Origin of the sequence: Streptomyces alanosinicus (genome assembly GCF_014650595.1) — a bacterium.
Classification (GTDB): Bacteria; Actinomycetota; Actinomycetes; order Streptomycetales; family Streptomycetaceae; genus Streptomyces; species Streptomyces alanosinicus.
On sequence record NZ_BMVG01000011.1, the window covers coordinates 63,534 to 76,055 of the forward strand.

Annotated in this window: 12 protein-coding genes; 7 read left to right on the plus strand and 5 right to left on the minus strand. The window is 72.3% G+C overall.

Going from position 1 to position 12,522, the window contains the following annotated elements; translation table 11 throughout:
• Nucleotides 1-16 precede the first annotated feature (16 nt).
• The gene (locus IE277_RS23130) at nt 17-880 is read right to left on the minus strand and encodes a LysR family transcriptional regulator (RefSeq protein WP_189955417.1); all 864 of its coding nucleotides are present in this window, start codon (nt 878-880) and stop codon (nt 17-19) included.
• 123 nt (nt 881-1,003) lie between these two features.
• Here IE277_RS23130 and IE277_RS23135 point away from each other — a divergent pair, with 123 nt between their 5' ends.
• Nucleotides 1,004-1,894 carry an NAD(P)H-binding protein gene (locus IE277_RS23135; protein ID WP_189955419.1) on the plus strand — a complete coding sequence of 297 codons (891 nt, stop codon included), beginning with the start codon at nt 1,004-1,006 and terminating at the stop codon, nt 1,892-1,894.
• Between the two features lie 56 nt (nt 1,895-1,950).
• Here the strand turns inward: IE277_RS23135 and IE277_RS23140 are convergent, their stop codons facing one another.
• Entirely contained in the window at nt 1,951-2,835 is an 885-nt protein-coding gene (locus IE277_RS23140) for a LysR family transcriptional regulator (RefSeq protein ID WP_189955421.1), read from the minus strand.
• Nucleotides 2,836-2,954: 119 nt separating this feature from the next.
• Here IE277_RS23140 and IE277_RS23145 point away from each other — a divergent pair, with 119 nt between their 5' ends.
• From IE277_RS23145 to IE277_RS23165, 5 genes are all read left to right on the plus strand, one after another.
• Entirely contained in the window at nt 2,955-3,626 is a 672-nt protein-coding gene (locus tag IE277_RS23145; protein WP_189955666.1) for a succinate dehydrogenase, read from the plus strand.
• Nucleotide 3,627: 1 nt separating this feature from the next.
• Nucleotides 3,628-5,577 carry a fumarate reductase/succinate dehydrogenase flavoprotein subunit gene (locus IE277_RS23150; protein WP_189955423.1) on the plus strand — a complete coding sequence of 650 codons (1,950 nt, stop codon included), beginning with the start codon at nt 3,628-3,630 and terminating at the stop codon, nt 5,575-5,577.
• Entirely contained in the window at nt 5,574-6,323 is a 750-nt protein-coding gene (locus IE277_RS23155; protein WP_189955425.1) for a succinate dehydrogenase/fumarate reductase iron-sulfur subunit, read from the plus strand. The genes IE277_RS23150 and IE277_RS23155 overlap by 4 nt, the downstream gene beginning before the upstream one ends.
• Before the next feature lie 244 nt (nt 6,324-6,567).
• Nucleotides 6,568-7,338, plus strand: coding sequence for a GNAT family N-acetyltransferase (locus tag IE277_RS23160; protein WP_189955427.1), 771 nt, complete (start codon nt 6,568-6,570; stop codon nt 7,336-7,338).
• Complete coding sequence (locus IE277_RS23165) at nt 7,338-8,294, plus strand: lysophospholipid acyltransferase family protein (protein ID WP_189955429.1); 957 nt, start codon at nt 7,338-7,340, stop codon at nt 8,292-8,294. Before IE277_RS23160 ends, IE277_RS23165 begins: the two co-directional genes overlap by 1 nt.
• Here the strand turns inward: IE277_RS23165 and IE277_RS23170 are convergent.
• From IE277_RS23170 to IE277_RS23180, 3 genes are all read right to left on the minus strand, one after another.
• Entirely contained in the window at nt 8,270-10,600 is a 2,331-nt protein-coding gene (locus IE277_RS23170) for an ATP-binding cassette domain-containing protein (protein WP_189955431.1), read from the minus strand. The two genes, IE277_RS23165 and IE277_RS23170, sit on opposite strands and share 25 nt — an antisense overlap.
• A 32-nt stretch (nt 10,601-10,632) precedes the next feature.
• Nucleotides 10,633-10,821, minus strand: coding sequence for an antitoxin (locus IE277_RS23175; protein ID WP_189955433.1), 189 nt, complete (start codon nt 10,819-10,821; stop codon nt 10,633-10,635).
• 74 nt (nt 10,822-10,895) lie between these two features.
• Nucleotides 10,896-11,903, minus strand: a complete 1,008-nt coding sequence (locus IE277_RS23180; protein WP_189955435.1) for an LLM class flavin-dependent oxidoreductase — start codon at nt 11,901-11,903, stop codon at nt 10,896-10,898.
• A 122-nt stretch (nt 11,904-12,025) separates the two neighbouring features.
• Here IE277_RS23180 and IE277_RS23185 point away from each other — a divergent pair, with 122 nt between their 5' ends.
• On the plus strand, nt 12,026-12,517 hold the full coding sequence (locus tag IE277_RS23185; protein WP_189955437.1) for a phosphatase domain-containing protein: 492 nt from the start codon (nt 12,026-12,028) through the stop codon (nt 12,515-12,517).
• Nucleotides 12,518-12,522: the final 5 nt, after the last annotated feature.

Here is a 12,522-nt window from a genome sequence, read left to right on the forward strand (position 1 = left end):
CGGGTGACGCATCCCTTCACTGCCGCACGGGCTCGGCGTCCGCCTCGCCCGGGCGCAGGTTTTCGGCCACGGCGGTGGCCGCACGGACCAGTGCCGCCGTGGCCGTCGAACGGGACTGCTGGGGCCAGGCGATCGTCAGGACCGCCGGGAGCGCGTCCGGGACGGGCCGGTAGACGACGCCCGGGCGGGGGTAGCGGGCGGCGACGGAGGCCGGCAGCAGGGTGACCAACTCGCCCAGCGCGGCGAGCGTGAGCAGTTGGGCGAGATCATGGACCCCCTGCCGGACCTCCTCCAGGAACCGGTGCAGATCACCGGCGCGCAGGCCCAGGTCGGCGAGCGACAGACGGTCGCGCGCGGCGAGCGGATGCGTCGCGCCGAGCACGGCGACGCGCGGCTCGCCGGTCAGCGTCTCGCAGTCGAGTCCGGTGTGGTCGAACGGCTCGTGGACCAGCGCCGCGTCGGCCTCCCCGCGCCGCAGCAGCCCCGGCAGCTCCTGCCAACCGCCCAGGCGTACCGTCACCGGGACCGCGGTGGGCAGAGCGGCGTAGTGCTCCAGGATCGGCTCCAGCAGCCCCGACTCCCCGTCGGCCTTGATCGCCAGCACCAGTCCGGTCCCCGGGCCGGCGGCGCGCTGGGCCCGGCGCCCGGCGGCCTGAAGGGCGTCCAGCGCGACCTGCGCCTCGGCGAGGAGGACCTCGCCGGCCCGGGTCAGCGCCACATGGTGTGTGGTGCGCTCGAACAGGGTGACGCCGAGCTCGGTCTCCAGCCGGCGGATCGCCCGGGACAGCGGCGGTGGGGAGATGCCGAGCCGCGCGGCGGCACGGGCGAAGTTGAGTTCCTCGGCGACGGCGACGAAATAGCGCAACGGGCCGGATTCCACGGCTTCCCCCTGCCCTCGGTATTGCCCTGAGGGTAACAACCGTGAGCCGGGCGATCCTTCAGTTCCCCGGCCCCACAGGGCAGTCTCGATCACGTAATCCGCGCCCTGCCCACGGGAGTTGCCATGATCCTCGTCACCACGCCGACCGGCCATATCGGCGGCCAGGTCCTCGACTCGCTCCTCGACGCGGGGGAGGCGGCGGGAGAGATCCGCGTGATCGTCCGCGACCCCGCGCGGCTGTCCCCGTACGTGCGCGCCCGCGTCGACGTCGTCCCCGGATCACATGCCGACCCCGATGTCGCCGCCAAGGCGTGCGCGGGGGCCGACCGGGTGTTCTGGCTGGTGCCCCCGACGCCCGCCGCGCGGAGCGTGGCGGGCCACTTCCGCGCGTTCACCGGGCCGCTCGTCGAGGCGGTGGTGAACCAGGACGTCGAGCGCGTCGTCGCCGTCTCCACCCTGGGCCGCGGTGTCGCCGAGCACGCCGGTCAGATCTCGGCCTCGCTCGCCATGGACGACGTGATCCGGGCGACGGGCGTCCACTACCGGGCGCTCTGCCCGCCGTACCTCATGGAGAACCTGCTCCACCTGGCCGTGTCGATACGCGACGAGGGTGTGATCACCATGGCGGCGCCCGGCGACCAGGTCCTGCGCACCTGTGCCACCCGTGACATCGGCGTCACGGCGGCGCGGCTGCTGCTGGACGGCTCCTGGACCGGTCAGGACGACATCCCGCTGGTGGGGCCCGACGAGCTGACCCCCGAGGGCATGGCGGCGGTCGTGTCCGCGGTGCTGGACAGACCGGTTGCCTTCCGGGAGATCAGCGGCGCGGAGTACAAGGCGACGCTGATGCGGTACGGGGCGAGCGAGGACTGGGCGCAGGGGCTGGCCGATCTCGCGGCCGCGACCACCGGGCAGGGCTTCTACGGCAGCATGGCGCCGAGCACGCCGCACACCGCGCCCACGTCCCTGCGCCGCTGGTGCGAGGAGGTGCTCAAGCCCGCCGTCCTCTGCTGACCCCGTCGTCCTCTGCTGATCCCGTCGTTCTTGGCTGACGCCGGGGCGCGCCCCGGTCACTGCTCCAGCAGCATCCGCTGCAACTCCCGGGCGGCCCGGGGCGGAGCGACGTCACTGCGGTGGGCCAGCGCGATGGCCCGGTGCAGCCCCGGCCGGGCCAGCGGAGTGACCCGCAACCCGCGCCCGGCCCGCGTCGCCACCATGCGCGGTACGACGGCCACGCCGAGCCCCGCCCGGACGAAACCGAGGACCGCGTCCATCTCGCCGCCCTCCACCGCGAAGTCCGGTTCGAAACCCTCGGCACGACAGGCCGCCACGGTCAGTTCCCGCAGGTCGTAGCCGTGCCGGAACATCACCAGGCGCTCGCCCTCCAGATCGGCGATGCGCACCACCCGCCCGCCCCGGCCGGGCGCCGGCGCCTCCGGTGAGGACACCACGACCAGGTCCTCCCGCAGCAGCTCCACCGTGGTGAGCGCCGGCGCCGGCGTCGGCAGGGGCAGCACGATCAGAGCGAGGTCCAGCGCGCCCCGGGCCAGTTCCCGCACCAGGTCGTGCGAACCGCCCTCCTCGATCAGCAGCTGGATGCCGGGATAGCGGTCGTGGAACGCGCGCAGCACATCCGGCAGCAGCCCCGTGCACAGGCTCGGTGTCGCCCCCAGCCGTACCCGGCCCCGCCGCAGCTGCACCAGTTCCAGCACCTCGTGGCGGGCCGTGTCCGCGTCGGCCAGGATCCGCCGGGCCAGCGGCAGCAGCGCCTCACCGGCGTCGGTGAGGCTGATGTTGCCCCGGGCGCGCAGGAACAGATCCGCGCCCAGCTCCCGCTCCAGCGCCTTGATCTGCTGGGACAGTGAGGGCTGGGCGACATGCACCAGTTCCGCGGCGCGGGTGAAGTGCCGGGTCTCGGCTACGGCGACGAAGTACTGAAGTTGCTGGAACTGCATGGTGTCACGATAGCTTCCGGCTATGGAAACGAGCTGGACCATGTCTTGGACTGATCGGGTCCTCCGGCCCTAGCGTGCGTGCCATGGCTCTGGCAACGCGGACGGACCGACGGCCGTCCATGGCGCGCACGATGTGGGACTCCTCCGTCGGCAAGAAGACAGTGATGGCCGTCAGCGGCCTGATCATGCTGCTCTACCTGGTGGCGCACATGATCGGCAATCTGAAGATCTACTTCGGAGCGGGCGAGTTCAACCACTACGCCCACTGGCTGCGCACCGTCGGCGAACCCTTCATGCACTACGAGTGGACGCTCTGGCTCATCCGGATCGTGCTCGTCGTCGCCGTGGTCGCCCACGCCACGTCCGCGTACCAGCTCAGCCGCCGCGACATCAAGGCACGGCCCAGCAAGTACGTGCACAGCAAGCCCCGGGCGAGCTACGCCACCCGCACCATGCGCTGGGGCGGCGTCATCCTCGGTCTGTTCATCGTCTGGCACGTCCTCGACCTGACCACCGGCACCGTGCACCCCGGACACTTCCAGCACGGGCACGCGTACCAGAACGTCGTCGGCGACTTCTCGCACTGGTACAGCAACGTCATCTACATCGTCGCCATGCTCGCGCTCGGCCTGCACATCCGGCACGGCTTCTGGAGCGCCGCACAGACCCTCGGCGTCGGCAGCCGGGCCCGCGACCGCGCCCTGAAGACCGTCGCCAACGTCCTCGCGCTGCTGCTCACGGCCGGTTTCATCGCCGTACCCGTGGGCGTCATGACCGGAGTGGTGAGCTGACATGACCGAATACCTGAACTACGCGACGGGCGAGCCGGTCGCCGACACCAAGGCCCCGGCCGGCCCGGTCGGCGAGCGCTGGGACACGCGCCGCTTCGAGGCCAAGCTGGTCAACCCGGCCAACCGGCGCAAGCACACGATCATCGTCGTCGGCACCGGCCTCGCGGGCGGCTCGGCGGGCGCGACCCTGGCCGAACAGGGCTACCACGTCGTCCAGTTCTGTTATCAGGACTCCCCGCGCCGCGCCCACTCCATCGCCGCGCAGGGCGGCATCAACGCGGCGAAGAACTACCGCAACGACGGCGACTCGATCCACCGGCTGTTCTACGACACCGTCAAGGGCGGCGACTTCCGCGCCCGCGAGTCCAATGTGCACCGCCTCGCCCAGATCTCGGTCGAGATCATCGACCAGTGCGTGGCCCAGGGCGTGCCCTTCGCCCGCGAGTACGGCGGCCTGCTCGACACCCGCTCCTTCGGCGGTGTCCAGGTCTCCCGCACCTTCTACGCCCGCGGCCAGACGGGCCAGCAGCTGCTGCTCGGCGCCTACCAGGCCCTCAGCAGGCAGATCGCCGCCGGGAACGTGGAGATGCATCCGCGCACCGAGATGCTCGACCTGATCGTCGTGGACGGGCGGGCGCGCGGGATCGTGGCCCGCGATCTGGTCACGGGCCGTATCGACACCTACTTCGCGGACGCCGTCGTCCTCGCCAGCGGCGGATACGGCAATGTCTTCTATCTGTCGACCAACGCCATGAACTCCAACGCGACCGCCGTCTGGCGGGCGCACCGGCGCGGCGCGTACTTCGCCAACCCCTGCTTCACGCAGATCCATCCGACATGCATCCCGCGCACCGGCGACCACCAGTCCAAGCTGACGCTGATGAGCGAGTCGCTGCGCAACGACGGCCGGATCTGGGTGCCCAGGGCCAAGGGCGACACCCGCCCCGCGCACCAGATCCCCGAGGACGAGCGCGACTACTACCTGGAGCGCATCTACCCGTCCTTCGGCAACCTGGTCCCGCGGGACATCGCCTCCCGCGCCGCGAAGAACGTCTGCGACGAGGGCCGGGGCGTGGGCCCCGGCGGTCAGGGCGTCTACCTGGACTTCGCCGACGCGATCCGGCGCATGGGCCGCAAGGCGGTCGAGGCGAAGTACGGCAACCTCTTCGACATGTACCAGCGGATCACCGACGAGGATCCGTACGAGGTGCCGATGCGGATCTACCCGGCCGTGCACTACACGATGGGCGGCCTGTGGGTCGACTACGACCTGCAGACCACCGTTCCGGGTCTGTTCGCGATCGGCGAGGCCAACTTCTCCGACCACGGGGCCAACCGGCTCGGTGCCTCCGCGCTGATGCAGGGCCTCGCCGACGGCTACTTCGTGCTGCCCGCCACCATCAACGACTATCTCGCCCGCAACCCGCACCAGGACCCGGTCACCGCCGAACACCCCGCCGTCCGGGAGGTCCTGGCCGAGACCGAGGACCGGCTGGGCAGGCTGCTGAAGGCGGCGGGAGACCGCACCCCGGACTCCTTCCACCGGGAACTGGGCGAGCTGATGTGGGAGTTCTGCGGCATGGCCCGCACCGACTCCGGGCTGCGCAAGGCCCTGGAGCGCATCCCGCAGATCCGCGAGGAGTTCTGGCGGCGCATCAAGGTGCCCGGCACCGGCGAGGAGTTCAACCAGTCGCTGGAGAAGGCCAACCGGATCGTCGACTATCTGGAGCTGGCCGAGCTGATGTGCCTCGACGCGCTGCACCGCGCCGAGTCCTGCGGCGGCCACTTCCGCGAGGAGTCCCAGACCGCGGACGGCGAAGCCGCCCGCAGGGACGAGGAGTTCGGCTACGCGGCCGCGTGGGAGTTCACCGGCACGAGCACCGCTCCCGTCCTGCACAAGGAAGACCTGGTCTTCGAGTACGTCCACCCCACCCAGCGGAGCTACGCATGAAGCTCACCCTGCGCGTCTGGCGGCAGCGCGACGCCGGCGCCGAAGGCGCCATGTCCACATACGAGGTGGACGGCATCTCGTCCGACATGTCCTTCCTGGAGATGCTGGACGTCCTCAACGAACAGCTCATCCTCTCCGGCGAGGACCCGGTCGCCTTCGACCACGACTGCCGCGAGGGCATCTGCGGCGCGTGCTCGCTCGTCATCAACGGCGACGCGCACGGACCCGAGCGCACCACCACCTGCCAGCTGCACATGCGGTCCTTCCAGGACGGCGACACGATCGACATCGAGCCGTGGCGGGCCGCCGCCTTCCCGGTGATCAAGGATCTGGTCGTCGACCGGTCCGCGTTCGACCGGATCATCCAGGCCGGCGGCTACGTCACCGCCCCCACCGGGGCCGCGCCGGAGGCGCACGCCACACCGGTCCCGAAGGCCGACGCCGACTTCGCGTTCGAGCACGCGGAGTGCATCGGCTGCGGGGCCTGCGTGGCCGCCTGCCCCAACGGTGCGGCGATGCTGTTCACCTCCGCCAAGGTCAACCATCTGAACGTGCTGCCCCAGGGGGCGCCCGAGCGGGAGACCCGGGTGCTGGACATGGTCGGGCAGATGGACGCGGAGGGCTTCGGCGGGTGCACGCTGACCGGCGAGTGCGCGACGGCCTGCCCCAAGGGGATCCCGCTGGTGTCCATCACCCGGATGAACAAGGAGTGGCTGCGGGCCACCCGGAAGGCGGGAAAGCGGTAGCGCACCGCTGACCAGCAGACGTTCGCCACGACAACAGGGGGCGGACGGGCGGGGCCGGGAGCGGTGCTCTTCCCGGCCCCGTCTGGCATCCCCTTGATCGCGGGACCCCGGCGTTCAACATCCCCACATCCTCTCTCCCGGCACAGGTCACGTGCCGGTCAACCGGCGTCGGAAGAACAGGAAGGGCGGACCGTACGCGCGGTCCACCGCCGTCGCCGAACCGGCCCGTGACCAGGAGAGAGCCATGACCGGCGTTTCCACCCTCGACCGCCCCCGACAGCCCGCGGCACCGACCCGCTACACCGTGACCCTCGCCCGTGACGAGGACGACGTGCGGGCCGCGCAGCGGCTGCGGCACGACGTCTTCGCCGGCGAGATGGGGGCCCTGCTGGCCACCCCGCAGCCGGGCCTCGACATCGACGCCTTCGACGCCTACTGCGACCACCTGATGGTGCGCGACACCATGACCGGCCAGGTCGTCGGCACCTACCGGCTGCTGCCGCCGGAGCGGGCCTCGGTCGCCGGACGGCTGTACTCGGAGGGCGAGTTCGAGCTGGGCGCGCTCGACGCGATCCGGCCCGGCCTGGTCGAGGTCGGCCGCTCCTGCGTGCACCCCGACCACCGCGACGGCGCCGTCATCAGCCTGATCTGGGCCGGGATAGCGCGCTACATGGTCGACCGCGGGCACGAGTGGCTGGCGGGCTGCTGCTCGGTGCCGCTCGCCGACGGCGGCACCCTCGCGACGGCCACCTGGGAACGGGTCCGCGCCAAGCACCTGGCCCCCGCCGAGTACCGGGTACGGCCGCTGCTGCCGTGGGTCCCGAACACCGAGGCCCCGGCCGGACACACCGACCTGCCCGCCCTGCTCCGCGGCTATCTGCGCCTCGGCGCCTGGGTGTGCGGCGAGCCCTCCCACGACCCGGACTTCGGGGTCGCCGACCTGTACGTGCTGCTGTCGATGCGCCGGGTGAACGCGCGCTATCTGCGGCACTTCCTCTCGCTCGTGCCGGCCTGATGAGCGTCTGGCTGCCCAGCGCGCCCTGCACCCCGGGCGCCTGTGTGGAGCAGGCGCCCGCCGCCGCGGCCGTACCCCGTGCCGTGCTGCGGCTGACCGCGGTGGCGGTCGTGGTGCTGGCCGGCGTCATGCTGATGCCGCTCGGCAGGAGGATCCCCGCCGAGTGGGTCAGATGGTGGTGCCGGACGATCGTACGGGCCATCGGGGTCCAGGTCCGCACGGCCGGCGCCGCCGCACCGGCCGGCGGACTGCTGCTGGTCGCCAACCATGTGTCATGGCTGGACATCCCGCTGCTGACCGCCGTACGGCCCGCCCGGATGCTCGCCAAGACCGAGATCCGGCAGTGGCCGGTGGCGGGCGCGCTGGTCGCGCGCGGCGGGGCCCTGTTCATCGAGCGGGACCGGCTGCGCGCGCTGCCCGAGACCGTCGCCCGGATCGCCGGGGCGCTGCGCCAGGGCGCGGCCGTGGCCGCGTTCCCGGAGGGCAGCACCTGGTGCGGCCGGGCCCACGGCCGCTTCCACCGGGCCGTGTTCCAGGCCGCCCTCGACGCGGGCGTGCCCGTGCAGCCGGTGCGGCTGCGCTACACACAAGAGGGCGGTACGGCCAGTACGGCCCCCGCGTTCGTCGGCGAGGACACCCTGCTGGCCTCCCTGTGGCGGGTGGCCCGTACCCGGGGCCTGATCGCCGAGGTGGAGATCCGGCCGGTGATACCGCCCGGCACCCACCCCGATCGCCGTGCGCTGGCGGCCGCGGCCCAGCCGGTCGCGTCCGCACCGGCGTGGACTCATGCGGCGCTCCTGGGCAGGGCCCGGGAAGGGGCGTCGGTCGTCCGCGGGTCCGTCGTGGCTGGTCGGGCCCCCATGGCGGAGCCATATAGTCGGGCCCCATGGCGGAGCCATATATGTGATACGGCCTCGCGTCCCTTCGAGCGCTACGGCATCACCCGCGCCAGATAAGGCGCTGTCGCACTCCCCGCCGTCGAGGCGACCCGCTCCGGCGGGCCGGCTGCCACGATCCGCCCGCCCCGGTCACCCCCGCCGGGGCCCAGGTCGATGACCCAGTCCGCGCCCGCGACCACCGTCATGTCGTGCTCGACGACCACGACCGTGTGCCCGGCGTCGACCAGCCCGTGCAGCCGGTCCATCAGCACCTCCACGTCGGCGGGGTGCAGCCCGGTCGTCGGTTCGTCCAGCAGATAGAGGGTGTGGCCGCGCCGGCCGCGCTGCAGCTCGCTCGCCAGCTTGATCCGCTGGGCCTCGCCGCCGGACAGCTCGGTCGCCGGCTGCCCGAGCCGCAGATAGCCGAGGCCGACGTCGAGCAGGGTGCGCAGACTGCGGGCGGCGGCCGGGATGTCGGCGAAGAAGTCCGCCGCGGCCTCCACGGTCAGATCGAGCACCTCGGCGATGTTCCGCTCCCGGTACGCCACGTGCAGCGTCTCGGGGTTGTAGCGGGCACCGCCGCAGTCCGGGCAGGGCGCGTACGTGCTCGGCAGGAACAGCAGCTCCACGCTGACGAACCCCTCGCCCTGACAGGTCTCGCAGCGCCCTCCGGCCACGTTGAAGGAGAAGCGGCCGACCCCGTATCCGCGTGCCGCCGCCTCCTCGGTGCCGGCGAACACCTTGCGGACGACGTCGAACAGGCCGGTGTAGGTGGCCAGATTGGAGCGCGGGGTGCGCCCGATCGGCCGCTGGTCGACCCGCACCAGCCGGTCCACCCCCGGCGGCTCCTGCTCCAGCGCGCCGATCAGCGTGGACTTTCCCGATCCGGAGACCCCGGTGACGGCGGTGAACGCGCCGAGCGGGAACTCGGCCGTCACCCCGCGCAGGTTGTGCCGGGTCACCGGCCCCACCGTCAACCAGCCGCGCGGCACGCGGACTTCACGCGCCGGACCGGGCGACTCGTCGAAGAGGAACGCGGCCGTCGCCGACTCCGCCACCGACGCCAGCTCGGCAGGCGGCCCGCTGTACAGCACACGTCCGCCGTGCTCGCCCGCGCCGGGGCCGACGTCCACCAGCCAGTCGGCGCCGCGCACCACCTCCAGGTGATGCTCCACCACGAACACCGAGTTACCCGCGGCCTTCAGCCGGTCCAGCACCGTCAGCAGGGCCTCGGTGTCCGCCGGATGCAGGCCGGCGGACGGCTCGTCCAGCACGTACACCACACCGAACAGCCCGGACCGCAACTGCGTGGCGAGTCGCAGCCGTTGCAGCTCGCCCGTGGACAGCGTCGGGGTGGAGCGGTCCAGGCTCAGATAGCCGAGGCCCAGCTCGACCACGGGCGCGATCCGGGACTTCAGATCCCCGGTGAGGACCCGGGCGGTCTCGTCGCCGCCGTCGAGCAGCCCGGCGAGGTCGGTCAGCGCCAGCGCGGCCAGTTCGGCGATGGTCCGGCCGCCGAAGGTCACCGCGAGCGCCTCGGGCCGCAGCCGGCTGCCCGCGCACACCGGACAGGGCGCGCTGGTCAGAAACCGCTCCGCCTTCGCCCGCAGCGACGCTGACCTGGTGTCCGAGAACGTCTTGAGCACATAGCGCCGGGCGCTCATGTACGTGCCCTGGTACGGCCGTTGGATGCGGTCCGCGTCCCGGACCGGATGCACGGTGACGACCGGCTGCTCGTCCGTGAACAGGATCCACTCCCGCGCCTTCGCGGGCAGCTCGCGCCAGGGCCGGTCCACGTCGTGGCCGAGCGTGTCGAGGATGTCCCGCAGGTTCTTGCCCTGCCAGGCGCCGGGCCAGGCGGCGATGGCGCCCTCACGGATGGACAGCGCGGGATCCGGGACCAGCAACTCCTCGGCGGTGTCGTGCACGTGGCCCAGGCCATGGCACTGCGGGCACGCGCCGGCCGCCGTGTTCGGCGAGAACGCGTCCGAATCGAGCCGCCGCGCCCCCGGAGGATACGTTCCGGCACGGGAGAACAGCATGCGCAGCGAGTTGGAGAGATTGGTGACCGTGCCGACCGAGGAGCGGGAGGTGGGGGCCGCGCGGCGCTGCTGCAGCGACACCGCCGGCGGCAGTCCGCTGATCTCACCGACCTTGGGCGCCCCGACCTGGTGGATCAGCCGGCGCGCGTACGGCGCGACCGACTCGAAGTACCGCCGCTGCGCCTCGGCGTAGATCGTGCCGAACGCCAGGGAGGACTTCCCCGAGCCGGACACGCCGGTGAACACGGCCAGGGCGTCGCGGGGGATGTCGACGTCGACGCCTTTGAGATTGTGCTCGCGCGCGCCGCGGACGCGGACGTACTGGTCCTGAGGGCTGTGCATAGGCGCACAACTCTATCCGCGCCCGTGGGCCGCTACTGCGGAGGGTTGTCCTGGCGATTGCGGTCGATGAACTCGTCCGCCGACTTCTGCGCGGTGTCCACCTGGGAGCGGTACGTGCCCTGGGTCCGCTCGTCGATCATGTCGCCTGCCTTGTCGACGCCCTGCTTGGCCTGGTCCTCGTGGCCCTTGAGCATCTGCTTCAGCTTGTCCATCACGGACATGGCAGCCCTCCTCATCGCTTGAGGCTTCCCCTCCCAGGGTCACCGCCCCGGCGACCGTGCGCATCTCGGAGCCGTCAGCGTCCCGGCGTGACCAGCGCGGCGAGCCGGCGGAAGGAGTCCAGCAGGGCCGTACGGTCATGGCTGCTGGTGGTGACCAGGACCTCGTCGGCGCCCGTTTCCTTCAGCACCGTCTCCAGCTCGTGGGCGACCCGGTCCGCGGTGCCGGCGATGTGCCCGGCGAGCCCGGACTCGTACAAGTCCCGCTCCTTCGCGGTCATCGGGCGGGTCTCGATCTCCTCGGCGGGGGCCAGCGGCGGGAAGGTGCCATGGGTGCGCGCGTACGCCATCGACCAGGCCTCCGGGACCAGCAGCCGGCGCGCCTCCTGCTCGGTGCCGGCGACCGCGACCGTTCCCGAGATCACGACGTACGGCTCGGACGCCCAGGGGGAGGGGCGGAACAGCGAGCGGTACCGGTCGATGCCGCGCAGCATCTTCTCGCGGCCGCGCAGATCACCGATCACCATCGGCAGCCCCGCGCGGGCCGCGATCTGCGCGCCCTCGCCCATGGCCAGCACGAACGGCGGCACCCGCAGTCCCTCGGCGGGCCGTGCCCGCACCCCGGTCGGCGAGGTGCCCGCGAACCAGCCGAGCAGCTCGCCGAGCTGAGCCGCGAAGTCCCCGGCGTCGTCCTTGTCCCGGCCCAGGGCCTTGCGCACCCCGTCGGTGAAGCCGACGGACCGCCCGAGACCCATGTCGATCCGGCCCGGGAACAGGGACTCCAGGACGCCGAACTGCTCGGCGACGACCAGCGGTCGGTGATTGGGCAGCATCACCCCGCCGGTGCCGACCCGGATCGTGCGGGTGGCCGCGGCGACCGCCGCGGCGAGCACGGTCGGCGCGGACCCGGCGACGCCCGGCACACCGTGGTGCTCGGACACCCAGAGACGGTGATAGCCGAGCGCCTCCGCCTCCCGGGCCAGCGCGACGGTGTCCCGCAGGGCCTCGGCGGGCGGATGCCCCTCGCGGGTGCGCGAGCGGTCGAGGAGGGAGAACCGGGTCCGGGCGATCACTGTGCTGCTCACGCAGGGTTCAACGCCCTGACGGGCGGGGGATTCCCGGTCACCCGGTGTCAGGACCCGGCCACCGGCCGCCGCCCCCGTACGGCGCCTGACCGAGCTGCCCCGCGCCTGGCTAAGGTGACCCCGTGACCGACAGCAAGCAGCGTCCGCTCGCCGTGTTCGACCTCGACAACACCCTGGCCGACACCGGGCATCGGCAGCACTTCCTCGAAGCCCGGCCGAGGGACTGGGCCGGGTTCTTCGCCGCCGCGCCCGTGGACCCGCCGCTCGCCGAGGGCGTCGCGCTGGCCGTGGAGAGCGCCGGCGCCTGCGAGATCGTCTATCTCACCGGCCGCCCCGAACGATGCCGGCGCGACACGCTGGACTGGCTCGCCGCGCACGGGTTGCCCGAGGGGCGGGTGCACATGCGGGGCAATGCCGACCGCAGGCCCGCCCGGTTCACCAAGCTGGAGATCCTCCGCCGGCTCGCCCGGGACCGCGAGATCCGGGTCCTCGTGGACGACGACGAACTCGTCTGCGACGACGCCGAACGCGCCGGGTTCCGCGTCGTACGGGCCCGCTGGGCCGCGAAGTCCGAGGCCCTTCAGGAGGCGCAGGAGCGGGAGGGCCGTACCTGACGCCG

What these genes read in the sequence shown, in the direction of transcription:
- IE277_RS23135 (WP_189955419.1), top strand. Translation starts at nt 1,004, where the DNA reads ATGATCCTCGTCACCACGCCGACCGGCCATATCGGCGGCCAGGTCCTC.
- IE277_RS23140 (WP_189955421.1), bottom strand. Translation starts at nt 2,835, where the DNA reads ATGCAGTTCCAGCAACTTCAGTACTTCGTCGCCGTAGCCGAGACCCGG.
- IE277_RS23145 (WP_189955666.1), top strand. Translation starts at nt 2,955, where the DNA reads ATGGCGCGCACGATGTGGGACTCCTCCGTCGGCAAGAAGACAGTGATG.
- IE277_RS23150 (WP_189955423.1), top strand. Translation starts at nt 3,628, where the DNA reads ATGACCGAATACCTGAACTACGCGACGGGCGAGCCGGTCGCCGACACC.
- IE277_RS23155 (WP_189955425.1), top strand. Translation starts at nt 5,574, where the DNA reads ATGAAGCTCACCCTGCGCGTCTGGCGGCAGCGCGACGCCGGCGCCGAA.
- IE277_RS23160 (WP_189955427.1), top strand. Translation starts at nt 6,568, where the DNA reads ATGACCGGCGTTTCCACCCTCGACCGCCCCCGACAGCCCGCGGCACCG.
- IE277_RS23165 (WP_189955429.1), top strand. Translation starts at nt 7,338, where the DNA reads ATGAGCGTCTGGCTGCCCAGCGCGCCCTGCACCCCGGGCGCCTGTGTG.
- IE277_RS23170 (WP_189955431.1), bottom strand. Translation starts at nt 10,600, where the DNA reads ATGCACAGCCCTCAGGACCAGTACGTCCGCGTCCGCGGCGCGCGCGAG.
- IE277_RS23175 (WP_189955433.1), bottom strand. Translation starts at nt 10,821, where the DNA reads ATGTCCGTGATGGACAAGCTGAAGCAGATGCTCAAGGGCCACGAGGAC.